The sequence below is a fragment of the Streptomyces sp. CB01635 genome, from assembly GCF_002803065.1.
Taxonomy (GTDB): domain Bacteria; phylum Actinomycetota; class Actinomycetes; order Streptomycetales; family Streptomycetaceae; genus Streptomyces.
Window position 1 is genome coordinate 12661 of record NZ_NNBL01000046.1, and the last position, 22085, is coordinate 34745.

At 67.5% G+C, this 22085-nt stretch carries 22 protein-coding genes; 13 read left to right on the top strand and 9 right to left on the bottom strand.

All coding sequences use genetic code 11. The features are described 5' to 3' along the window. The first annotated feature begins 18 nt into the window (after positions 1–18). Positions 19–818, top strand: a protein-coding gene (locus tag CG723_RS44400; protein ID WP_234374866.1) for an IS5 family transposase whose coding sequence is annotated in 2 segments (ribosomal slippage) — positions 19–354 and positions 357–818 — 798 coding nt in all. Because the reading frame shifts where the segments join, the coding sequence is not laid out codon by codon here. A gap of 233 nt (positions 819–1051) precedes the next feature. Here CG723_RS44400 and CG723_RS44405 read toward each other — a convergent pair. Continuing rightward, a complete protein-coding gene (locus tag CG723_RS44405; protein WP_159032706.1) occupies positions 1052–1993 on the bottom strand; it encodes a DPP IV N-terminal domain-containing protein in 942 nt (313 codons plus the stop codon). 490 nt (positions 1994–2483) lie between these two features. Between CG723_RS44405 and CG723_RS44410 the strand changes: the two genes are divergently transcribed. Continuing rightward, positions 2484–2939, top strand: coding sequence for a hypothetical protein (locus CG723_RS44410; protein WP_234374861.1), 456 nt, complete (start codon positions 2484–2486; stop codon positions 2937–2939). Positions 2940–3277: 338 nt separating this feature from the next. On the opposite strand, the gene CG723_RS44415 is transcribed toward CG723_RS44410, so the two are convergent. After that, the gene (locus tag CG723_RS44415; RefSeq protein ID WP_234374862.1) at positions 3278–3466 is read right to left on the bottom strand and encodes a hypothetical protein; all 189 of its coding nucleotides are present in this window, start codon (positions 3464–3466) and stop codon (positions 3278–3280) included. 177 nt (positions 3467–3643) lie between these two features. Between CG723_RS44415 and CG723_RS44420 the strand changes: the two genes are divergently transcribed. Then, a protein-coding gene (locus CG723_RS44420; protein WP_100599247.1) for an IS5 family transposase occupies positions 3644–4461 on the top strand; the annotation gives its coding sequence in 2 pieces (ribosomal slippage) (positions 3644–3992 and positions 3992–4461; 819 coding nt in all). A 387-nt stretch (positions 4462–4848) separates the two neighbouring features. Here CG723_RS44420 and CG723_RS44430 read toward each other — a convergent pair. Beyond that, positions 4849–6075 carry a PP2C family protein-serine/threonine phosphatase gene (locus tag CG723_RS44430; RefSeq protein WP_100599248.1) on the bottom strand — a complete coding sequence of 409 codons (1227 nt, stop codon included), beginning with the start codon at positions 6073–6075 and terminating at the stop codon, positions 4849–4851. Positions 6076–7241: 1166 nt separating this feature from the next. Between CG723_RS44430 and CG723_RS44445 the strand changes: the two genes are divergently transcribed. From CG723_RS44445 to CG723_RS44455, 4 genes are all read left to right on the top strand, one after another. Next, positions 7242–8006, top strand: coding sequence for a hypothetical protein (locus CG723_RS44445; RefSeq protein ID WP_159032707.1), 765 nt, complete (start codon positions 7242–7244; stop codon positions 8004–8006). 893 nt (positions 8007–8899) lie between these two features. Beyond that, positions 8900–9406, top strand: a complete 507-nt coding sequence (locus tag CG723_RS44450; protein WP_159032708.1) for a hypothetical protein — start codon at positions 8900–8902, stop codon at positions 9404–9406. Further along, entirely contained in the window at positions 9406–9870 is a 465-nt protein-coding gene (locus CG723_RS46705; protein WP_159032709.1) for a hypothetical protein, read from the top strand. Before CG723_RS44450 ends, CG723_RS46705 begins: the two co-directional genes overlap by 1 nt. A 625-nt stretch (positions 9871–10495) precedes the next feature. Beyond that, on the top strand, positions 10496–10807 hold the full coding sequence (locus CG723_RS44455) for an ArsR/SmtB family transcription factor (RefSeq protein WP_100599252.1): 312 nt from the start codon (positions 10496–10498) through the stop codon (positions 10805–10807). A gap of 408 nt (positions 10808–11215) precedes the next feature. Here CG723_RS44455 and CG723_RS44460 read toward each other — a convergent pair whose 3' ends face one another. From CG723_RS44460 to CG723_RS44470, 3 genes are read right to left on the bottom strand one after another with little or no spacing between them, the layout of a single operon-like run. Continuing rightward, positions 11216–12082: a helix-turn-helix domain-containing protein gene (locus tag CG723_RS44460; protein ID WP_100599253.1), complete on the bottom strand. Its 867-nt coding sequence runs from the start codon at positions 12080–12082 to the stop codon at positions 11216–11218. 24 nt (positions 12083–12106) lie between these two features. Beyond that, positions 12107–12631: a DUF6879 family protein gene (locus tag CG723_RS44465; protein ID WP_100599254.1), complete on the bottom strand. Its 525-nt coding sequence runs from the start codon at positions 12629–12631 to the stop codon at positions 12107–12109. Then, positions 12603–12863, bottom strand: coding sequence for a hypothetical protein (locus CG723_RS44470; RefSeq protein WP_100599271.1), 261 nt, complete (start codon positions 12861–12863; stop codon positions 12603–12605). The genes CG723_RS44465 and CG723_RS44470 overlap by 29 nt, the downstream gene beginning before the upstream one ends. A 215-nt stretch (positions 12864–13078) precedes the next feature. Here CG723_RS44470 and CG723_RS44475 point away from each other — a divergent pair, with 215 nt between their 5' ends. Both CG723_RS44475 and CG723_RS44480 read left to right on the top strand, forming a co-directional pair. Continuing rightward, positions 13079–13426: a DUF6415 family natural product biosynthesis protein gene (locus CG723_RS44475; RefSeq protein WP_159032710.1), complete on the top strand. Its 348-nt coding sequence runs from the start codon at positions 13079–13081 to the stop codon at positions 13424–13426. After that, a complete protein-coding gene (locus CG723_RS44480) occupies positions 13423–13626 on the top strand; it encodes a hypothetical protein (protein ID WP_100599256.1) in 204 nt (67 codons plus the stop codon). Before CG723_RS44475 ends, CG723_RS44480 begins: the two co-directional genes overlap by 4 nt. Before the next feature lie 656 nt (positions 13627–14282). On the opposite strand, the gene CG723_RS44485 is transcribed toward CG723_RS44480, so the two are convergent. Then, positions 14283–14858 (bottom strand): GNAT family N-acetyltransferase, encoded by a 576-nt coding sequence (locus CG723_RS44485; protein WP_100599257.1) that lies wholly within the window; start codon positions 14856–14858, stop codon positions 14283–14285. Between the two features lie 790 nt (positions 14859–15648). On the opposite strand from CG723_RS44485, the gene CG723_RS44490 reads away from it, so the two are divergent. The 3 genes from CG723_RS44490 to CG723_RS46710 all read left to right on the top strand — a co-directional run bounded on the left by CG723_RS44490 (position 15649) and on the right by CG723_RS46710 (position 17128). Next, the gene (locus tag CG723_RS44490) at positions 15649–16014 is read left to right on the top strand and encodes a hypothetical protein (RefSeq protein WP_100599258.1); all 366 of its coding nucleotides are present in this window, start codon (positions 15649–15651) and stop codon (positions 16012–16014) included. Between the two features lie 168 nt (positions 16015–16182). Then, positions 16183–16773: a hypothetical protein gene (locus CG723_RS44495; protein ID WP_100599259.1), complete on the top strand. Its 591-nt coding sequence runs from the start codon at positions 16183–16185 to the stop codon at positions 16771–16773. 178 nt (positions 16774–16951) lie between these two features. Continuing rightward, a complete protein-coding gene (locus CG723_RS46710) occupies positions 16952–17128 on the top strand; it encodes a hypothetical protein (RefSeq protein WP_159032711.1) in 177 nt (58 codons plus the stop codon). On the opposite strand, the gene CG723_RS44500 is transcribed toward CG723_RS46710, so the two are convergent. Continuing rightward, a complete protein-coding gene (locus tag CG723_RS44500; protein ID WP_159032712.1) occupies positions 17129–17419 on the bottom strand; it encodes a transposase in 291 nt (96 codons plus the stop codon). Between the two features lie 149 nt (positions 17420–17568). Here CG723_RS44500 and CG723_RS44505 point away from each other — a divergent pair, with 149 nt between their 5' ends. Further along, the gene (locus CG723_RS44505; RefSeq protein WP_100599261.1) at positions 17569–20544 is read left to right on the top strand and encodes a helix-turn-helix transcriptional regulator; all 2976 of its coding nucleotides are present in this window, start codon (positions 17569–17571) and stop codon (positions 20542–20544) included. A gap of 437 nt (positions 20545–20981) precedes the next feature. On the opposite strand, the gene CG723_RS44510 is transcribed toward CG723_RS44505, so the two are convergent. Next, positions 20982–21962 (bottom strand): hypothetical protein, encoded by a 981-nt coding sequence (locus CG723_RS44510; protein WP_234374863.1) that lies wholly within the window; start codon positions 21960–21962, stop codon positions 20982–20984. Positions 21963–22085: the final 123 nt, after the last annotated feature.

Sequence of the window (22085 nt, forward strand, 5' to 3'; positions counted from 1 at the left end):
TAGCCTGCCGGCGTGGGGATCGTTGAGCGGCTGGTGCCGGACGAGTTGTGGCAGTTGTTCCAGCGGGTGGTGCCGGAGGCGCCGTCGCGACCCCAGGGCGGTGGCCGGCGTCGGCACGGCGACCGCGAAGTGCTGGCCGCAATCGTCTTCGTGGCGACCTCAGGCTGCACGTGGCAGCAGTTGCCGACCGCCTCGTTCGGACCCTCCGGCGCGACTGCTCACCGACGCTTCACCGAGTGGACGAAGGCCCGCGTGTGGGCCAAGCTCCACCGCTTGGTCCTCGACGAACTCGGATCCCGCGGCGAACTGGACTGGTCCCGGTGCGCGATTGACTCGGTCAACATGCGGGCCCTTAAAAGGGGGAGCTGACAGGCCCGAATCCTGTAGATCGGGGCAAGTACGGGTCGAAGATCCACTTGATCACGGAACAGACCGGTCTGCCCCTGTCCATCGGCATCTCGGGCGCCAACACCCACGACAGCCAGGCACTGATCCCACTGGTGAAGGGCATACCACCGATCCGCTCCCGCCGGGGACGCCGACGGCGCAGGCCCCACAAACTTCACGCCGACAAGGGTTACGACTACAACCACCTGCGGCGATGGTTATCCGACCGAGGTATCCGGCACCGTATCGCCCGCAAGGGCATCGAGACCTCGCAACGACTCGGCCGCCACCGCTGGACCATCGAACGCACCATGGCCTGGCTCGCCGGATGCAGACGTCTGCACCGCCGCTACGAACGGAAAGCCGACCACTTCCTCGCATTCACCAGCATTGCCTGCACCCTGATCTGCTACCGCAGACTCACCAAATGAGATGACGTCTTAGGTGATGTCCCAGCAGCCAGTTCCAGATTGCCTGCTCCTGGGGGACCTTGAACGCGCGCAGAGGGCCTCCCGCCCATGTCACGTCATGCAGAAGGGCCCCTCCGACCTGGACGAGGCCTACTGCTGGACAAGTCTTGCAAGCCCACTTCGACACGCATTCGACTCGTAGTCCTCGGAGAGCCTGCCGCGGGCACCACCTGGGCCCGCGGCCGGTGTTCCTGCTACCTGCTCAACCAGTCGGTGGGGGTCACAGCCTGGTCCGTTAGGACCTGGAGGTTCTTTCCGTCGGCGGCGTCGACGACGTAGGTGCTCTGGGCGGAGTCGAAGTCGTCCGTGGCGGAGAAGGCGATTTGGGTGCCATCGGGCGAGAAGACGGGGCCCTGGACGCTGCTGAGGGGGGTCGTCCAGCTGCTCTTCAGCTCGGTGGCGGCGCCGGTCGCCACGTCGACGGCGTTGAGGCCGTTCTCGGTGACGTAGACGATGCGCTGCCCGTCGGGGGACCAGTCGACAGGCGTGGACCGCGCGTTGCGAGCGGTGCTGATCTGGCGTACCTGCCGGGTGGCGATGTCCATGACCCAGACGTCCCTGCCGTACTCCCAGCCGTCGTCCGTCTCGTACGTGGTGGTCCTCACGAAGGCGATGCTCTGGCCGTCGGGCGAGAAGGTGCCTGCGCCGCCGGTTGTCGTGAGCACCTCCTGTCCTGTGCCGTCGCTCTTGATCCACTCCATACCGCGCGGGCTGTCGTAGACGATCCGCTTGCCGTCCGGGGACCAGTCGGGGTGGCCGACGTACGGGGCCTCATTGGTTTCGGGCGCGATACCCCGGACCAGAACGTGCTGGTAACTGCCATCGCCGTCAGCGACCACCAGGTTCCGGGCGTACATGCAGCCTTCGGTCTGGGGAATGCAGGTGTCGTCGCGCTGGATGTACGCCACGGTGGAGCCCTTCGGAGAGAGGACGCCTTCCTCGGCGTTCTGCGCGAAGGTCCGGATGACATCGCCGCTCACTGGGTCGAGCGAGACCAGAGCAGGAGAGCCGGAGGAATAGCCAGTGGCGGTGATCTGGCCGGCCGCAGTCACCTGCTCCGCCGTGGCGGTCCCTGCTGTCGGCAGACCAGCAGCCACGACGATCCCCACGGCCACCACGACTCGTTTGAAAAGCACTTGAGCCCTTCTAGGACAACCGGAGTTTCCGGCCCCCCGGTACAAGAGCGCAACCGGATCAAGAAGCGTCACAGGGGCGGCGTCAGGCACGTCAGTCCCTGGACTACCACCTCCACTTGGGAAGCTGCAGTGATCAAAGGCCAATGCTACGGCTGAACTGGGCGAGCGGCCGGTTCGCGGCCTCGGAGCGTGCCGCCGACGGCACCGTAATTCCAGTCTGCCCCCAGCTCGTTCTGGCGCGAAAGTGGTGCTCGGACCTCTTCGTCCCGAATAACGTGCGGAGAGGCGGCTGACCGGGGGCGTTAAATATCCATGCAGGTCAGAGTCTTGGTGTGAGTTGGTACGCGTAGGCGCCGTGCGGCATGGTTTTCTTGATCCACTCCCCGCTCACTCCCCGGGGCGTGAGCCTTGAGCACAGTTCGACACCGGCGAGCTGCGGCGTCCTCAGTGCGGTCTCGGGGCCGATGACGGTCGACAACGGCCGTTTCTCGTGCGGGTCCAGTTCATTGCCGAGGATCCTGCGCGGGTCATCGCGAATGCCCGTGCTGTGCTGGCGTGTGTGGTCCAACGGACGGGTGACTGGCCAGCGTTCGGGCGATGGTCGGAGCTGCTGCCGGCGGAGTTCATGCAACGGTGCGCGCCGGAGCCGGAGCCCGACCCGTCATTCGATGTTCAGGCCTGGCTGCAGACGTGGCAGGCGATGACGCCCGAGCCGAAATCGGCGTTCAGCCAAGAGCCTTGGACGCTGTCCGACTGGCTCTACTACTTCGACCCGACCGAGGACGGCATGGGCGACGATCGCAGCTGGTGGTGGTGGGACGCGGGGTCCGATGAGCCAGGCAACGGCTGGGTTGAGGTGGCCACCACCGGCTGGCCGTTCGGCAGCGGTTCGCTGTCCTGGCTGATCAAGGCCAGCGGTGGCAGGGATCTCGATTACCGAGCCTGATCTACAACTGGAGCATTCGGTGACATCCGCCTTGTAAGGGCGGACGCGATCCGAAGCGGATGCGCCCACTCCGGCTGTAGCGGCAGCCCAGGTGAACGGCGCATCTCGACTGAGCCGAGCCGCCATTGACCGTGGTTGACCGCACGATGTGGCACGGCTGTGGCACGGGGGCTTCTTCGTCCCGAAGCAACTCGGGGCGCTCGCTGTCCTTGAGCTGCTGTGTCTGCCACCTGGGCTGACGGTCCGCTGACGTCCACGGTTGTTCGCGGTTGTGCGTCGTGGTTGTCACGCAGTTAGACACTCAGTGCACCTCGCACGCGGAGCCGTGGCGCAAGTTCCTAGAGGCCGCGTAGCGCCTCGTACAGGTCGCCGTAGGCGGTCCAACAGTCGATGCTGCCGTTGTCGTACAGGCTGCCCATGTACCAGTCGTCGTCATCCACAGGCTTCACGAGACACAGGCCGTGGAACCCGAGAACGATCTCTGGGCGTGGCATCTCGTGGGCCTCGCCGACGCTGACCCACTTCACTGGCCGATCGGGGTCCAGGGCGACAGCCTCTCGGTCCCCCGATACATCGCGGATCCACTGAAGAGTCCATCCCCGGGGAAGTCGCGCGTCGGCCATCTACGGATGATCTCACTCGCCCGGTGTAGATCACCGCTTTAGACGGTGTCCTATGTGGTGAGTCGGGGTAGGCACCTCAACATGGGTCAGGGGACGTGGAGTTGGATTGTTCCGGACGGACTGTGGGAGATCGCGAAGCCGTTGCTGCCGCCGTCCAAGGTGCGGTTACAGGGCGGTGGAACACAGGACACGCCTGATGAGACGCTGTTCGCCGCGATCATCTACGTGCTGGTGAGCGGGTGTGCCTGGCGGGCACTGCCGCCGTGTTTCGGGATATCGAAGTCGACGGCACACCGACGGTTCGTGATCTGGTCGAGGGCCGGTGTGTGGGGCCGGCTGCACGAGGAGATCCTGCACCGCCTGGACGACGCCGACTTCCTCGACCTGTCACGCGCCGTCCTCGACTCCGCCCACGTGCGCGCTAAAAAAGGGGCGAACTCACAGGTCCGAGCCCCGTGGACCGGGGAAAACCGGGTTCGAAGATGCACGTCCTGTCGGACGCGAACGGACTGCCCCTCCTCGTCGGCATCTCAGCCGCCAACACACACGACAGCCTCGCGTTGAAGCCGATGGTGACGGGTCACCAAACGAGACGCGATCCCCACCGCGGGCGGTACTTCAAGCCCCAACGCCTCCACGCGGACAAAGCATACGACGTCCCCCACCTGCGAAAATGGTTATGGGGCAAGCACATCGGCGTGCGTATCGCCCGCAAGGGAGTCGAGTCCAGCGAACGACTGGGCCGCCGCAGGTGGGTCATCGAGCGAACCATGTTCTGGCTGACTGGCTACCGCCGACTCAACCACCGATACGAACGCCAACCCCGCAACTACCTGGCCTTCCTCGGACTCGCCGCATCCCTCTGCTGCTACAAACGACTCGCCCGACTCACCACATAGGACACCGTCTTAGGAGCGAGGTTGGGCGACTTGGTGGCTGACCTGCGGAACGGGCACTCCGGCGGACGTGGGGGACACGCCCCGCCGGCGCCTTCCGTTCCCCGGTGTTCCCCGCTGCATCGGGCACGGCTGGGGCACGGCAGCGTGCTGCGTGGGGCAACTCCCCCTGGAGTGTCTTGCCTCCATTGCATAGGTCTGGCGAGGCGCCAAAGGGGAACTTGGAAGCGCTCTGACCTGTGGTGCTTCGCACGCCTAGGCGCAGCGGACGTACTAGGCCCCTCAGGTGATCACTGAGGGGCCCTAGCGTTGTTCGGGGTGATGAGACCTGGGTCCTGAGCCCCGACCACCCCGCCACCCTCACCGCCCGCAATGCCTGACGCGGGGCGCTCAGTCAAGGACCGCGAGGTGGTCGGCGGCGCCTCCGCGCCACTCGATCATGAAGAGGGTAGCGTCGTCGGTGGTGCGCCCGTGCCGTTCCCTCTTCAGCGCGCGGGCGAGCCGGCGCAGATCCGCCCGCAGCCCCTGCGACGGCTCATACCCCAGGCTGTTCACGCAGCGGATGAGGCGTTCCTCGCCGAACTGCTCCCCGTCGTTGACGTGTTCCTCGATGATGCCGTCGGTGTAGCACAGCACCCGGTCGCCCTGCTGGAGTGTGTGCTCTCTGATCCGGGGCTCCTCACCGCCGAAGCCGACGGGCAGCGTCGTCGCGCTCTCCAGCTGCTTCACGACCCGGCCGTCGCGGATCAGCAGCGGTGCGGGGTGGCCCGCGTTGACCAGTTCCATCTCACCGGTGGCGATGTTCACATGCATCAGCTGCGCCGTGACGAAGTGGTCGGGCCCGAACTGCCGCGAGATGGCATCGTCCATGACCGTGTACTTCTCGGCCAGGCTGATGCCCACGCGCCGGGCATGCCGGTAGGCGCCGATGGCCACGGTCGCCATCGTGGCGGCGTCCAGGCCGTGGCCCATCGCGTCGATCACGGCCGCGTGCAGGATGTTGTCGTTGAGGGCGTAGTCGAAGCTGTCGCCGGCGGCGCGGTAGGCGGGCTCCAGGATGCCGGACACGTCGATCTGCGGCACGGTCATCGACGTCGGCGGCAGCAGGCTCCACTGGATCTCCGCGGACACGCTCATCGGCTCACGGCGCCGGGCCTTGAAGAACTGGTCGGTGTAGGCGCCCTTGGTGACCAGCATGTCGGCGACCAGGCCGGAGAGCCGACGCAGCAGCCGCCGGTCGTCGTGGCCGATGGCGTCCAGGGTGAGGGCCATCACGCCCACCGTGTCGCTGCCGTCCAGCAGCGGCAGGTACATCCGGACGCCCGAGGGGGTCTGCGGCACCTCGACGGCGTCCCCGCGCAGGAAGGCCAGGCCGGCGGGGGAATCGATGATCGGCTCGGGCTGGCTGACGTGCAGTTTCTTGCCCGGCAGCGGTACCAGCACCTCCTGCGCGTAGTCCTGAAGCAGGATGGAGACGTCACGACCTCCGATCCTGGCCACCTCCTCCGCGACCAGCGGGGCGATCAGCTGCGGCGGCAGCACCCGTGCCCTGTCCAGCAGCACACCGAGCAGCCGCTCGCCAAAACCCTCCGACCGATCCACGCTCGCCTCGCCCATGGCCGGTATGCCACCTCCTTCCTGCCACCGCCTTCGCACAACGTGACCTGGAACGCCCGCCGATCGGCTCATTACGCCAAGCGCGGCATGTCGGCCCACGTCGTCGGCAGTCCGCGGTTCACGCCACCACTCACCCAGCTCCCATCCCGTCCGCCGTCGACCCACACACCGTGGAGCGGGCGTGGTTCATGGCGTCCAGGTGGAGCGCCCAATTGGACGAACGACCTGGACGCCATGGGCCGCGTCTGCTCGGCTCTGCCCGGGTCGATGGCGGAGGGATGGGAGCCCACCACGCTCGCCACGACGGGCCTGCAGTCGCGTACGGCGCCCCCGCCATCCCAGAGTCTGAGCGCCCCCGCCGGAGGCATACGCCTTGGCCTAGGCCCGCTTCATGCGGTGATCGCCGATTGGCCTTCGGCCCTATCCATGAGTGGGCGGGCGTCGGCGCAGCCGGGGCGGAGCGGGCCGAAGGCAGGAGCGGCGCCCCGAGCGGAGCCGGGAAGCCCGCCCGGCGGAGCGGAGCGCAGCCGGGTGCTTGATGAGGTAGAGAAAGTTCCACCGCGCCACCGGTTCGCAGACCGCCGTCAGGCATCTCGCAGGCCTCGCAGTCGATCTAGGGCTGCCGGTGCCGCCCGCCTCCCGAACCTGGTGGGCGCGGACGGTTTCGAACCGCCGACATCTGCCTTGTAAGGGCAGCCGTGACCCGAAACGGAAGAGCCCAGGTCACTCCGGCTATAGCGGCAGCCCAGGTGAACGGCGCATCTCGACTGCGCCGAGCCGTCATTGACCGTGGTTGACCGCACGATGTGGCACGGCTGTGGCACGGGGACCTCTTCGCCCCGAAGCAACTCGGGGCGCTCGCTGTCCTTGGGCTGCTGTGCCTGTCACCGGCGCTGATGGTCCGCTGACGTCCACGGTTGTTCGTGGTTGTGCGTCGCGGTTGTCACGCAGTTAGACACTCACCACTACTACTGTCCGTGTGAGGCCCGAAAGGTTCTCGTAAATGATCTTCGACCGGTGTCGACCGCCTAGTGCGAGGCGAAGATCGCCTGATGCCCGATCGTGATCCAATGGGTGTAGTGTACAATCCCGTGCGGATCCCAACTGTCTGAAGGGCGCCGGAGGATGAGCCTCCGGCGCTCTTCCGTACGGAGATCGGGGATCAGGTGGGGAAGAAGATCTGGAGAGCTGTCGCGGCCGGTGGCGCGGCGGCGGTGTTCACGGCCATGGCCGCGGGACCGGCCGGGGCGGCCGAGGGCGGGGTCTCGTTCACCCGTGTCCAGGTGAACGGCGGCAAGGCGATCGTGATTGGGGTGTCGAACGAGGTCGCGGTGCCCACATCCTTCCGGATGGCGACCACACACCAGTGGAAGTGGCCGGCGGTGCTCCTGTACCGCGGCAAGACGAGTGAGCGGCTGTGGCACGCGATCGAGACGAGCGACTGCATCAAGGTGAGCTCGGGCGTCTGTGACTTCAACGAGACGATGTACTTCGACCCGAGCGAGTGGGAGATGCGCAACAGCGAGGCCGGGGCGTGGAAGGTCGCGGCCGAGGTCTACTTCCAGGGCGGCGGCGGCGACACCGATGACGAGGGCCTCACGGCCTACGTCAAGCGCAACTCCCGCCTGACCGTGAACGCCTCGCCCGAACCGGTGGCCAAGGACGAGACCATCACCGTGACCGGCAAGGTCACGCGGGCCAACTGGGAGACCAGGAAGTACGTCTCCTACGAAGGCCGCCTGGTGACCCTGCAGTTCAAGCCCACCGGAACCACCTCCTACACCACGGTGAAGAAGGTGTACGCGAACGGCTCGGGCAACCTCAAGACGACCGTGAAGGCATCCAAGACGGGCACATGGCGCTGGGTGTACTACGGCAACACCACTACCGGGCCGTCGACTTCGGCCGGCGACAATGTCGTAGTGAAGTGAGTTCCCTGGACTGTCTCTCGACCTACTCGGCACAGCTACAGGACAACCTTTAGGGTCGGCTTCGCGCGGTCGGCGGCGAGGTATCCAGCTCTGAAGTGCAGCTGCATCCCTGAATCTGTCTAGGGGTGGTCCGGTATCCAATCCGTGGCCCAACCGACCTCCAGGCCTAGTTGATAGCTAAGAGGGGGACCTGTCAGCGCCGACCCCGCACAAGCCCTGAACGGTCTTGAAGACCGTCGTGGCGCAAGTCACCTTGGGTTCAAATCCCACACCCACCGCCAGGAGAAACGGCCCCTGACCAGGCATTTTCAGTCAAGGGTCGTTCTGCTGTCCGCTCCCCGCCAGTGACTGCCATTCCCCGGGTGATCGGGCACGAGAGGGGCACGGCTACCTTCTGATCCGTAGCTCTATGCGGAACGGTCGGCGGTGGTCATACCGGTCGCGAGATGGCCACACGAGGACGCTAACGGACGTGATCGGTTGCTGAGGTTGCTGTACTTCGCTGCTGTACCGCAGTGAAGTCAGCCTGCACTACACGTGACTCGTGGTCGCCCTGCTCAGGGGCCACGACTGCCGGCCGGAACGGCAGGCTGCGCAGAACCCGACCAACATGCTTTCCAAGTCTGTTGGTCGGGATCTGGCGGTGGCCCGCTGTGGTTCACGCCCGTTCGCAACGACGCCAACGACACGATGCACGACGACGACACCGGGTTCCGCTGTGTGGCGACGACTGAGCAGATGGCCCCCCGCAAGCGGTGACGATTAGGGTGACCTGAACCTCATGTTTCACTCAACTGCCGCGACAGGAAAGCGAGTCGCTCCCTAGGGTCAGTTCCTGACGGTCGACGGGGGCCGCTTTCAGCGAGAGAAAAACGGGGAAACGCGTGCGTCCAATGCCCAAGATCGTCGCAGTCGGCTGCGCCGTCGCTGCACTTGCCGCTGCGGGTGCTGTACCCGCCAGTGCCGGGACAGTCCATCCGATGATCTGCCCGCCCGACCGGGGCTACGACTTCTCGGGCAGCCACACGTATTACAGGGACATGGAACCCCGTTCCGGCGGGGACAGCGGCACGACGATCAGCATCACCTTCCACAAGGGCAAGACGACGACGTCGACGGTCGGCGGGGCGGTCTCCGGCGAAGCCAAGGTGGTGTTCGTCAAGGCGTCGGCTGAGTTCGACTACCATTTTGCCTGGCAGTGGACGAACAGCTCCACCTACACGTGGTCGTGGAAGGTGCCGAACACGATGAGGCACGGTTACCTGCACGCCGGGGTGAAGGCCAGGTACACGAAGTGGAACTACAACCAAACTGAGCCCAACTGCGAGATCAAGGTGCTGCGCAAGGGATCGGCGCGGCTGGTCTACAACGGCCGCGAGACGTGGCACGGGAAAAGCTGATGCGCAGCGCAGGGATTGTTCTGCTGGTGGTGTCCGCCGGTGTGGTGTCCGGGTGCAGCGGCGGGAAGAGTACGCCGCCTTCGCCGCCTTCGCCGAGTGCCTCGAAGGCAGCAGCGCTGGTGTCCGATCCGGAAAGTCCTGAGAAGGGCGCTAAGACACCGGGCCGGCTGGGTCCGGGGACGGTGAAGCTGCCCGTGGCTGCGGACCAGATTGCCGCATTGTCCGTGCGGTATGACTGTCTCGGTCCCTCAGGTGGTCTGAACGTCAGTAATGGGACAGCGCTGCGCGCCGGGATCGAAGTGTGTGACGACAGCGCCACCTACGGTGCCTCGATGAAGACGAAAGACCTGGATGGCCGGAAGTTCGGCGGTACGGTCAAGATCGAGGCCGACAAGCGGACGCGGTGGCGCGTTTCCGTCAGCATCACCGACAAGGATGGCGTCAAACAGACAGTCCATAGCTGAACTTGACTCTGCCGGGGATCTTGGAGTTGCCCGGTGCGTCGGCGCGACTGGTGGGCATGCTCGGGGTGTTGGCCGAATCGTCACACCGGTAACGCCCAACCAGCACTCTTCAACAAGATCGTGCTACGAGCTCTAAGGCCCCTTTCCCGGGGCCGGTGGGCCATGCGTGGGCCAAGGTGCCCTCCGTGGGAGCCTAAACAGGCTCTGACCAGGGCATATGCCCTGCAAGCGTGACGCTCTTGAAAACCGTCGTGGCGCGAGTCACCGTGGGTTCAAATCCCACACCCACCGCCCAGGTTGAAGGCCCCTGACCAGGAACATCGGCCGGGGGCCTTCGTCATGCGCGCCGCCCCTTGGCGACCGCGATTCCCCGTGAGTTCCCTGTCTATCGGGCACGGATGGGGCACGGTCGCTCCGGGAACTGCTCGGGCTGGGCAGACTCAGAGAGTCATGAATGGCGAGTGCTCGGCGAGAAGAAGCTTGCGCAGCATCGAGCGGACGCGGGACAGGAAGTGGCGGCGTGGCGATGAAGATGCAGGCATGGCTCCCCCGGGAGTAAGGTACGCATAGTCGCGTACCTCCAGGAAGGTACGCGCGCATGCGTACCTTGTCGAGAGGTGGAGTGATGGACGCTGGTGAGTTGGTGCACCCTGGCGTCGAGGAGCTAGAGGTGGGTCCCATCCTTCTGGCGCTTGCGGACGAGAACAGGCGCCGGGTCATAGCTGAACTGTTTGCGCGCCCCGACGATGAGCGGCTGTGCGCCTCATTCGACCTGCCGCTGAGCAAGTCCAGCCGCACGCGGCATTGGCGAGTGCTGCGTGAGGCGGGCCTGGTCTACCAGCGCAGCGCTGGAAACGGGTTGTACATGCGCCTCCGCAAAGACGACTTGGAGGGCAGATTTCCGGGCCTGATCCAGGCTGTTGTGGCTGCTGGCTAGGCCTTTTCGGCCAGCGTTCCCACTCTCCTCAACTCACCACTCACCCCGGCACCCATCCCGTCCGCCGTCGACCCACACGTCTGTGGAGCGGGCGTGGTTCATGGCGTCCAGGTGGAGCGCGCCACTGTACGAACGATCTGGGCGCCATGGGCCGCGTCTGCTCAGCTCTGTCCGGATCGACTTGGGGAGGTTGTCGAAGCAATTGGCTGCCGGGCGGTCTTTCCACCGACAGCTGAAGAGCCGGCCGTCGCGCTGGGCGCGCCGCTGAAGCCGCGAGCGGCAGCAAACGGATACATACATATATTCCACTTGGCTAAAAGCGGCTCCCCCGTCGGAGCCTCGCGTGCTCAGACCGCAACTGCCGAAACCCCTCGCACCCACTCATCCTCGGGCGGGTGGGGGCTCTCGCTATGCCTCGGCTCTGTCCAGTGTGTCGATGGCCTTCACGATCAGGGCCCGCGCGTCGGCCCCGTACACGGCCATGCTCCGCAGCTGCTCGAACGCCCGCAGGTACAGGGCGATCTCGGATGGCTGCGTGATGTTGACCTCGGCTGATGACAGTTCCACTGACACCAGCTTGTCGTCGTACACGTGGAACGTCTCGATGGGCCAGTGGCACCGGTCCTGCGTGGCGGCCGGGATGATCCCGAGCGCGACCTGGGGCACCGCACCCGCAGTCAGCAGGTAGCCGAGCTGCCCGGCCATGGCCTGCTCGTCACCGATCTGCGCCCACAGGACGCTCTCCTCGATGAGCATCAGGAACCGGTGGCCCGGCGTGTGGATGATGCGCGACCGTTCCACGCGCGCAGTGCCGGCGGCGGCGCCGTCGTTGACGGGGATCTCGCGGAAGTCGGCGATCCTGCTGAGCAGCGCCGAGGCGTAGCCCTCCGTCTGCAGGAGCCCGGGCACGAGCGTCGACGAGTAGACGCGGAACAGCTCGGTCTGCTGGAAGAACCCGGTGACGCTCTCCTGCAGCTGCTTCATGCCCGAGCGCACCTGAAGGCGCCACTCCCGGTACATGGTTTCCGCGTTGACGGACTGGGCGACGAGCCCGGCGGCCTGGTCGTCGGCGCCGCACGCGGTAGCCCATGCCCGTATGTCCCTGGCGGACGGTGCGGTGCGGGCGTTCTCGATCCGCACCGTCTTGGCGTGGTGCCATCCGCACTGGCGGGCAAGCTCCGTGACCGTGAGGCCGGCCGACTTCCGCAGGTCCCGCAGCCGTAGAGCTACGGCCTGGCGGGCGGCCTGCGCGGAAGACGACGGGGAGTACGGCATGAGGTGGCCTACCAGTGGGCTCGTTCAGCGGATGTGGAACTGGTCGTGCGGTACTGCCTTTGCCCACACCGTCTCGAACGCCTCAGTGCACAGCTTCGCGGCCGCCGGGTTATCGGTGATCTCCTCGCCGAGCGAGGAACCGTCGCCAGCGAAGTGGTTCCAGTGCACCCACTGGTCGTCGAACAGCCAGAAGTCGTTCCCCGGCAGAGGGATCGTAGAGGCCTGCCGTCGTGGCAGCCACCGCACCTGCTCGCCCGCGGCGACGTTCGTGAACGTGCCGTCGTACAGGAACTGCGTGTACTCGCTGACCGGTTCGGACACGATCCGTGCTCGGCGCACGACTGCCCCTCGGCTCACGGTCTCGTGGATGAGGTCGAGCCAGGGCCGCCACCAGGACGCACGGTCTGCCGGGTCGTGCCGGAACCCGGACCGCCAATCGGCGAATGGGCCCTCCTCGTAGTCGACGGCGTAGCTGTCGCGCATCTCGAGGTGCACGGCCGTCCGGCAGCCCGCCATCAGCTCATCGAACGTTGGCACGCTCGAGGGCATCACACGCCTCCCTGATCATGTCGACCATGTGGGCCGGAATGCGGACCACAGCTTCCCCGTCCGGGATCCCCTTGGCGTGGCCCGGCACCTCGAACTCTGCGCACTCCGATTCGAGTTCGGCGCTCGGCTGCCACCCCTGGAACACGAACTCCTGCTTGTCCTGGTCGACCCACACGGTCGGGCTCTGCTTATCTCCCGTGTTGGGGTCGATCCCGATGAACAGTAACGACATGGCGGCCTCCGAGTTCGGCAGGTGCATTTGTGTGCACCACCGTCATCCCTGCGATCGACGCGGTCAAGATACCGAAGTGGCCAACGTCCCTGCTTTGATGGCTGGTCTGCACACATCTGCACATCGCTGGAGGTACCGCACACGACGGGCCTAGCGTCGAGGTCACGCAGCAACGACCACGGCCCGCGGCGCGGGCACAGCCCGGCGGAGGCGCAATGTCCACCACTGAAGACGCCCCAGTCGCACCAGCAGCCGGCCGGATCCCCGAGCTGATCCAGGAAGCCATGTCGGTCACGCGTTCCATGCCGGGCCTGGCTCGCCTGCAGGAGCTGAACCTTGAGATCCGGGCCGAGCTCCGCCGCTTGATCCCTCTCGTGCAAAGGCAGGTCGACCAGATCAACCCGCGCACGACCGCCTGGTACTCCCGCGAGCGCGCCATCGCCAATACGCAGGGCGAGCTCACCGAGGGCCTCAGCCCCAGCCCCCTCGCTGCGGCGCTCGCCGTGGCCGAACTCGGACGCTGCCTGCGCACTCTCGACCAGTTCGCGGGAGGCGACCGATGAACCGCGCGGTCGAGGTGAGAGAGCACCACGTGGAGATCCCCGGCATCTGCTTCATCCGACAGCCCGAGGGCGCGCTGCGCTGCACCCTGTCGGCAGGCCACGGCGGTGAAAACAAGCACTCCTACAGCGGCCCCCTCCGCAACGGCTTCCGCGTCGGCACGACGTGGCCGCGCAGAAGCGGCGAGGCGCAAGCCGACTGAGCCCCCGCCGCCGTTGACTTGGAGGTGGCCGGTAGCGGGACAGGGCGGGCCGCCGACGGCGAGCAGTGGGGGCGGGGCCGCCCAACATGAACCGCCCGCCCCGAATCCCGTAGCCTGCGGGTGGGGCCCCGACCGGAGCGATCCGGCCGGGACTACTTCTGTAGGCGACAGTGCAGGTCCTGGTTCACGGACTTCGAGACCTCAGCTGTCTGCTCAAGGATGACTTCGTCTTTGTCTCGCCCCTTGAGTGCGATCTCTGTGGTCAGGGTGGACATACCTCTTCGAGGCGCTGGTGAAAGCTGTCTTCCCCGCGCCGCCGGATCGGCTGGCACCGCCCACAGCGTCCCGGCTCCCGCTACCCACAGCTTCTCGCCCGGATCCCAGGCCTCTGGATCAAGTGATGGCGCGTACGCGGCGGAAGCCGCGCCGCGAGATCAAGCGCGTGCCCCGCACTGACGCAACCCTGCCAAGTGGAGTTCACGCACATTCCTCTGTGTTCCTGAAGCAGGGAAGAGTGCAAGTAAGGAGGTGAGAGGCTTCTCGTTGCCTGTCACATGTGCGCGTCAGTTCTCCAAGTTAGCACCGGATTATACGAGTTCGGCCAGTAACGTGCGAGGCCATACGGGATTCGGGAAGTCGCCGCCGTCTCACGTTGCTCACCGGGTAGCCGGAGAACGGCGGTGGGCAGTGTCGGGCCACACCTGAAGGCGCCATCTCACATGGACGCCCGTCTCACCGGGGGCTTCCGGCCCACCCGGCACCCGCACGCGCTCAACCTCAGTGAAGCCCAAACGGCGGGCGATGGCGCCACTCGCGGAATTGGCCTCGTCATGGTGGATTTCGATGCGATCGATGCCCGGCAGCTCCCTTCCCGCCTGCACGAGGGCAGCCGCGGCCATAGTGGCCAGCCCCTTCCCCGTCCACGCATGATGGAGCCAATACCCGATGTCCAGACCGCCAGGTCCGATCCGGCGATGCAATCCACAGCTGCCGACCACCAGTCCACCCGAGGTGATCGCGTAGTTGTATGCCTCCCCCGAGGCCCACTGCTCCTCGGAGTGGGCCAGAAACCCTTCCCCCTGCTTCCGGTCGTGGGTGGCCGCAAAGGGCATCCACGACAGCAGGTGATCACGCGATTCAGTGATCACTCGATCCAGGCTCTCGATGTCGTCGACGCGCCACCGGCGCAGTTCGACCTGGTCAAAGCGAAGCGCATCAGCAGGCTGTCCCATGACCGGATGCTGCCTCAGCCTCACTAGATCGACAACGCAATTACCAACACTGAACCCACGGCCATCCCGAGGCTGGACACCAACCCCGCCAGTAGGTTCCCGCCGCTGCAACCGCCCAGCGAACCCGCTGGTTTCCGAGCACGACCACAAGACTTGTCCCCCGGTCTGCATACCCGGCGGCAGTTACGGGAGAAGGCGCTGAACCCTGGCGGACACGACCCAGAGACGGCCCGAGAACGAGCGAATCACTCATCACGTGGGCCGTGATTACGTTCATGCATGACCCGGCGCCTCGCCCGTGGCAGGAACCGTCCGACCGAACGCCGCGACGCCGCGACGCCGCCCACGGCTACGTGATGGCACAGGCCGCGTGACTGCGGGTCCACCGCAGCCAGCGATCTGGCGCGGTCAGAGTTCTGAGCCGGGCCCTTGCCGGACGGCTTCCCCCACCGAGACCGCGGCTGCCAGTGCTGTTGCGTCGGCCGGCGTGGCGTGGAGGTCGACGACGGTTTGGAAGTGGTTTCCCATGAGGAGGGAGAGTACGAGGCGCCACCGACAGTCAGCAGTTGAAAGCCTGATCGGGGATCTGAGGACCTGAGCTTGGGAAGCTGAGGTGATCTGGAGGCGGGATCTCCGACTGACCTGCGGCGGAGTGGGGTCGACGCATGGTGGGCAGGTCACTGTTGCCGGGTGTTGGCTTCCGGATCCAACGGCGGGGCGCGCCTAGGATTCCCGTTAAAGATCAGCTCACGACAAACACGGTGATGCCGGTCCAACGGGAGGGCGACAAATGGGCGTTTTCGTCTCCATCAGGGGGTGGCTGGAGTGCGACGAGCAGCAACTCGCCGCCGCCCGTCAGGTGATCGCGCACCATTCTGACGGGCACTACAGCGGCGGCTGGGGCTTTCCGGACCACCACTTCAATTGGACCTACTACGTCTTCTACGGCGGCGATGTTCGCGAGTCGGCCGTGAACTGGTTCCTGGATCAACTGCGGTGCATAGCCGCCCTCCCTGCCTCCGACGAGGACGGGGACCGGGTTCTCGGACTCTTCGTGGTGAGTAGCGAGGTGGCTCCGCAAGTTGAGTGGCAGGTGCGGGGTGGATCTGTGATACCCCGGCCGACGGATGACCGACTTGCCTACCTGGCCGAATAGCGCGGGCTGCGCTGCGGGCGACATTGCCGTGGGCGTTGGGACGACACCCGCTTTGGGAGCGAGGTGGGGCGGTCACCGGACCGAGCTGCGGGTTCCCTGATTTGGCGCAGTGCGGCCGTACTACCCGCCCTGTGCCCCGATCGGCCACACCGCACAATGGACGGCACCATGAACCTCCCCACCGAAGGCACGCTCGACGTCTTCCGCGTCATGCCGGAATTCGGCGACCGCTACAAGGGACTCCTCGTCGACGCGCTCCCCCTCATGCGATGGGAGATCGACAGCAGCGCCCACCCGCTGCCCGGCGCGCTCCTCGCCGAGTGGCACGGATATCCCGGCGGCACGGTGTCCGACTACCCCAGCGGGCACATCGCCGCGCCCGTACTCAGCCGGAAACTGGCCGACGAGACCCGCGCCGCGTTCCAGTCGTTCGGTACGTACATCCCCGTGCACGTGCCGGGCGGCGTGTCGGACGACTTCTGTGCCTACATCCCCGATGTCGTGGCCGACTGCCTCGACCACGAGGCGTCGTCGGCGCCGGATGAGACCGGTGAGATCGAGCGCGCCGTGTTCGCCCCGGACCGGATCCCCTCCGATGCCCCGTGCTTCCGTCTGACAGGCAACGAGACGTACGTCTACTGGAACGGCTGGGCGGCACGCCTGATCCAGTCCCTCGCCGGCCCGGAGAACGTCGAACTCCGCCTCGTGTGGTCGGCCGACCCCACCGCCGAGCGCCACCCCCGCCCGATGGGATTCTGACCGGCGGCCGAGCCGAGGCCCGACACACCACGACGCCCGCCCTGTTCGTCCGGTCGGGGGCAGTCAGGGCGAGCGTAGCGATCAGTCCGTACGCCGTTACGCAGGACGTCTTTTGAAGGGCTCGTCAGACTCTCAGAGTCGTCAGACCCCCAGACGTCAGACGGCCGGGGAAGGGCCCGTGAGGTGGATCGGGGCCGGTAGTTCACCGGCACTGCTCAGGAAGCGGTCGGCCCCGCAGGCTGTCGAGCCGGACACCGAGGGCAGCCGACTGATCTGCTGGGCGACCACCGACAACGGCCAGTACCTGTACTGGGTTGTCAGCCGGGAGACGACCCCGACAAGCGTCCTCTCCTGATCAACGACGAATCCGGGCGAACGGTGGGAGCGTTACGACCTGACCGTGACCGGCTTCCTGCGCGCGGCCCTCAGCGGCGAAGTACGCTCCTCGATCCTGTGGGACAACTTCCCCCCGCCCGTCCACCAGATTCCGCGCTTCGCCCGAGCTGGCAGATTCCCAGCTCGCCAGCGTCGTCTCGTTGATCCCCAGGTCCTCCGCGACCTCGGGGACCGGCTTCCCGGCCTCCGTCACGATGCGTACCGCCCCCTCACGAAACTCCGCCGTGAACACTCGACGCTTCTCCGCCATGACAACCAACATCCCCTGCTGTCACGGACTCCACGCTACGAGGGGAACCTCGGCTGGACGTCTCCCCTCGCGGTACCCGAACCGCGTCCTCGCACGCCAGGGAGCGGGGACACACGAGCGGTACCGACCGGGCGTGCTTGGATGGACCCGTGGCCCAGACAATCGATACACCGTTCGTCGGCCGGGCGGACGAACTCACCCGGCTCACCGGCGTGCTGGAGCGGGCCGCGGCCGGCGACCCGCGCGCCGTCCTCGTGGCCGGGGACGCCGGCGTCGGTAAGACCCGCACGCTGGCGGTGGCTGCGGCGCACGCCGTAACCACCGGCATGACCGTCTTGACCGGCCGCTGCGTGGACCTCGGGGACGTCGGCCTGCCATACCTCCCGTTCACGGAGATCCTCGGCGCTGCGGCCGCCGACGAACGGTTTTCCCCGGCCTTCGCCGCGTACCCGGCGGTGGAGCGCCTGATCGGCACAGATGCGACTGCCGGCCCCGCGGCCGACGCAGGCAGCCGCCTCCAGCTCTTTGAGGGCATCGCTGGACTCCTCGCCGACCTGACGGCCCTGACCCCGCTTCTCCTGGTCATTGAGGACCTCCACTGGGCGGACCAGTCCTCTCGCGACCTGCTCCGCTTTCTGCTCAGCCGGGGTGTCCTGCAGCGGCCCACGCCTGGCGGCCCGCCCCACCGGCTTGCGGTCTTCGCCTCGTACCGCGCGGACGATCTGCACCGCCGTCACCCGCTGCGGCCTCTGCTCGCCGAGTTGGTCAGGTTGCCCGCCGTCGACCGGCTGGAACTGCACCCGCTGGCTGACGCGGACGTGGCCCGGCTCGTGTACGCGCAACGCACCGGCCCTGTCTCCGACAGCACGGTTCGCCGCATCGTCGACCGCGCCGAGGGAAACGCCTTCTACGCCGAGGAGTTGCTCGCGGCGCTGCCCGAGGACGAGGAGGGCGCGGACTCAGCCGCGCTGCCCAGCGGCCTGGCCGACGTCCTGCTCATCCGGATCGAGCAGCTGACCGAGACTGCCCAGCAGGTCCTGCGCACGGCGGCTGTGGCGGGGCGCCGCGTCGGGCACGACCTGCTGCGTGGCGCCGTGCAACTGCCGCAGGAGGAGCTGGAGTCGGCGCTGCGCGAGGCGGCCGGGCACCAGCTGCTGGTGACCGACGACGACGCGACGTACTCTTTCCGGCACGCCCTCACCCGCGAGGCCGTGTACGCGGATCTGTTGCCCGGCGAACGGGTCAGGCTGCACGGGGTGTTCGCGGCGCTCCTCGCTGGCGAGGGCCGTTCGACGAACAGCGCGGCGGAGCGGGCCCATCACTCACGCGCGAGCCACGACCTGGCCGACGCGCTGGCAGCCTCCCTCGAAGCCGCCGACCATGCCCAGCGCCTCCGCGCACCCGCCGAAGAACTGCGGCACCTGGAGACCGCGCTCGAACTGTGGGCCGTGGTGGACGCCTCCGCGCACCCCGAGCACAGCGACCCGGTCACTCTCACCCTGCGTGCCTCGGCCGCCGCCGCACACGCCGGCGAACCCCATCGCGCGGTCCAGCTCACCCGCTCCGCGCTCGCGCGGGCGGGTTCGGAGGCCGACTCCGAACTTGCCGCCCGGGTGCGCTACACCCTCGCGGGCAACCTGATGCGGATCGACAATCTTCAGGCTGCGTTCGCGTACAGCAGCGAGGCGCTCGGGCTGATCCCGGCCGAGCCGCCCTCGCGCACCTGGGTGTGGGCGGCCGCGACGCACGTCATGGCGGCACGTTACGTGGGCCGTGACGAGGACGCCGAACGTGTCGCCCGCCAGGCCCTGGACATCGCCGAGGGGCTCCGACTTGCTGACGCCCAGGCCGATTTGGTGATATCGCTGGTCGGTCTCGAGGCGCACAACCGGCGTACTCCGCAGGGTCGGGAGCGGCTCCTCAGAGCCCGTGAGCTGGCCCGCACCGCCGGCAATCTCCAGGTGGAGATGCGGGCGCTGTACAACCTGGCGATCGGTTGCTACGAGTGCGGCGAAATGGACCCGTGCCTGACCTGGATCAGCGACGGACTCGACCGCGCCCGCCGTGCCGGCCTCCTCTCCTCGCCGTACGCCGTGGAGTTGCGCTATCTGCAATCCCTGCTGCTCTACACGCTGGGCCGCTGGGACGAGTGCACGCGAACGGCCGCCGACGACGTCACCCTCCTCACGGCCACGTCCGGGTTCGCGACCGCACCCGCGCTGTACGTCGCCCTGGCGCGCGGCGAGTTCGACGTGGCGGTCGGTGGCTCCCGTGCACTGCTCGACGGCCCCCCGGACTGGATGGCCTCGCTCGTCGCGAGCATCGTGCTGACCGACGCCGCGGCGCTGCGCGGTGACGCCGAGGACTGTGTACGGCAGATGGGCACCGCGGTCGACGCACTCACGGAGGGCTCGGGCTCCGACAGGCCCGACGCCGTGGTCCGGCTGGCCGCGCTCACCTTGTCGGCCGTCGCGGACGCGGCGGAGGAGTCCCGACTGGCTGGCGACGCGCCGCGCACCAGTCGCTGGACGGACACCGCGGCCGAGCTCGTCGAGCTGGCCCGGACCACGGCGGCCCACGGCGAGGACGGCACTGAGCAGGGACCCGAGGGCCTGGCCTGGCTGGCCCGCGCCCAAGCCGAGGGAGTACGCGCCGCCACCGGCCCGGACGTCGCCGCCTGGGAGCGGGCCGTGACCGCGTTCGGCTACGGCGAACCATACGAACTCGCCCGGTGCCGACGGCGGCTCGCGGAGGCCCTGCTCACCGCCGGCCGCCGCGAAGAGGCGGCCGAGCAGGCACATGCGGCCCGGGACACGGCCGTGCGGCTCGGCGCCGTCCCGCTGCGCGAGGCGCTCGACACCTTGGTACGACGCGGCCGTCTCGCCAAAGCACCGGCCGCCGGGGAGATCGCCGACCTGACCGCCCGGGAGAGCGAGGTGCTGCGGCTGCTCGGCCGGGGGCGCACCAACCGCCAGATCGGCGAAGAGTTGTACATCAGCGGCAAGACGGCAAGCGTCCACGTCTCCAACATCCTCGCCAAGCTGGGTGCCGCGAGCCGTACGGAGGCCGTCGGCATCGCATACCGCGAGGGCCTGATCGAGCCGGAGACCAGCGCGTCGGGCTGAGTAGCCACAGCGCGATGCCCGGTCCGGCCCCACGCACGTCCGGGCCGCCTGGGCGGGACCGGGAACGTCGAGGCACGAGATTCAACGTCGGCGCCGCAGACCAGGTGGACTCCACTGAATGGAGGGACTCTGACCTGGGCTCATAACACTGCCCTGGACCGGCTGGACGGACTGAGACGGTTTCGCCTACCTGCGCCAGGTCGTACCGAGCGAGGGACCGAGGATGAGGACCGGGGCGTCTTCCGGTCCGCCGACGCGGTACTGGAGGGCAGGGGTCTTCGTCTCGTTCACCGCTCCACGCCAACCGCCCATTCCGGCCTTCCGGATGCGGGGCCCCACGTCCTTGCACCTGACTCCCGCGGATCACCGGCGAACCCTCATACCCCCGTCGCCGAAGGTCCGCGCCTTACCTGGGAGCGGGGCCCGCCGAAGCCGGATCAGCCGCGCAGGGTGACGCCGAAACGGGATCTCATCCGCCGCAGTTCCCACAGCGAGACGGCGGTCACCGACAGTGGCCCGCCCAGCATGGAGCCGAACTGGACGATGGGGGGGCCTCCCGGCATGCCGTCGCCGGTCAGGTTCAAGACCGCGAACACCCACACCAGCGCCAGGGTGAGGACGGGCGGCAGCATCGGGTGGACCTGGGCGCTGTTGAAGGCACTGCGGGCCGAGTACAGCGACGCCATGAAGAAGAAGGGAAAACCCCACACGATCACGACGAGCGAGGCGACGGCCAGTACGTACTCCCACCAGCTCTTCCCGTCGTCGGCGTTGACGGTCAGGGCCGTCGGGACGAGGATTCCGCCGATGACGACCAACGTCAGCACGTACCAGCCGACCGCCTTGAGCGGAGCGCGCAGCCGGGAGCGCAGATGCGGCCGCAGGTGCGGGGGCGCGTAGTAGATGAATCCGATGATGACCAGGGGCGCGGCGATGATCAGCACGAACGGGGCGATGATGAGTTGGGCGGCGCCGCCGTACGCCGCGTCCTTCCAGCGGTTCGGATCCACGTTGTAGGCGAGGATCAGGGAGATGGTGGCGGCGGCACCGAGCACCGTGCGGGCCAGCTGGACGCGGTCCACGGCGCGGTCCACGATCCGGCCTTCACCCTCCTGCGCGAAGAGCCTGGTGGCGACGCGGTGGGCGGAGCGCAGGATCGCGCCGACGAGCCCGAAGGGAGAGGCGTACGACAGGCAGCCGCGGGAACGCCGGACGGCGGGCCTCGTGGGCTGGGGGCCGTAGGGGTACGGGTTCGGGTACGGAGGCTGGTTCGGATACGGGCCCGGATTCGGTGGTGGCGGACCGTACGGGCCGCCCTGCGGTGGTCCGTAGGGAGCGCCCCAGCCGCCCTGGCCTCCCGGTCCGTTGCCGCCCGGCTGCCCCGGGCCGTTTCCTGGCCCCCATCCCCCCGTAGCCATGCCGCTCCCCGTTCACTTTCGGCCAGTTACTGTGTGCGCCCTGTGGCGCCACGTCGCAGTGTAGTGACACATCGGGTGACCGAGGCCCCGCTCGTGGCCGGTCGCGCCGCCTTGCCCGTCGCG

Bases quoted from the DNA above. Each gene is read 5' to 3' on its own strand.
- CG723_RS44465 (WP_100599254.1), bottom strand. From the start codon at position 12,631: ATGCCCTCGAGCGTGCCAACGTTCGATGAGCTGATGGCGGGCTGCCGG.
- CG723_RS44480 (WP_100599256.1), top strand. From the start codon at position 13,423: ATGAACCGCGCGGTCGAGGTGAGAGAGCACCACGTGGAGATCCCCGGC.
- CG723_RS44510 (WP_234374863.1), bottom strand. From the start codon at position 21,962: ATGGCTACGGGGGGATGGGGGCCAGGAAACGGCCCGGGGCAGCCGGGC.
- CG723_RS44485 (WP_100599257.1), bottom strand. From the start codon at position 14,858: ATGGGACAGCCTGCTGATGCGCTTCGCTTTGACCAGGTCGAACTGCGC.
- CG723_RS44460 (WP_100599253.1), bottom strand. From the start codon at position 12,082: ATGCCGTACTCCCCGTCGTCTTCCGCGCAGGCCGCCCGCCAGGCCGTA.
- CG723_RS44475 (WP_159032710.1), top strand. From the start codon at position 13,079: ATGTCCACCACTGAAGACGCCCCAGTCGCACCAGCAGCCGGCCGGATC.
- CG723_RS46705 (WP_159032709.1), top strand. From the start codon at position 9,406: ATGCGCAGCGCAGGGATTGTTCTGCTGGTGGTGTCCGCCGGTGTGGTG.
- CG723_RS44450 (WP_159032708.1), top strand. From the start codon at position 8,900: ATGCCCAAGATCGTCGCAGTCGGCTGCGCCGTCGCTGCACTTGCCGCT.
- CG723_RS44470 (WP_100599271.1), bottom strand. From the start codon at position 12,863: ATGTCGTTACTGTTCATCGGGATCGACCCCAACACGGGAGATAAGCAG.
- CG723_RS44430 (WP_100599248.1), bottom strand. From the start codon at position 6,075: ATGGGCGAGGCGAGCGTGGATCGGTCGGAGGGTTTTGGCGAGCGGCTG.
- CG723_RS44495 (WP_100599259.1), top strand. From the start codon at position 16,183: ATGAACCTCCCCACCGAAGGCACGCTCGACGTCTTCCGCGTCATGCCG.
- CG723_RS44500 (WP_159032712.1), bottom strand. From the start codon at position 17,419: ATGGCGGAGAAGCGTCGAGTGTTCACGGCGGAGTTTCGTGAGGGGGCG.
- CG723_RS44455 (WP_100599252.1), top strand. From the start codon at position 10,496: ATGGACGCTGGTGAGTTGGTGCACCCTGGCGTCGAGGAGCTAGAGGTG.
- CG723_RS44490 (WP_100599258.1), top strand. From the start codon at position 15,649: ATGGGCGTTTTCGTCTCCATCAGGGGGTGGCTGGAGTGCGACGAGCAG.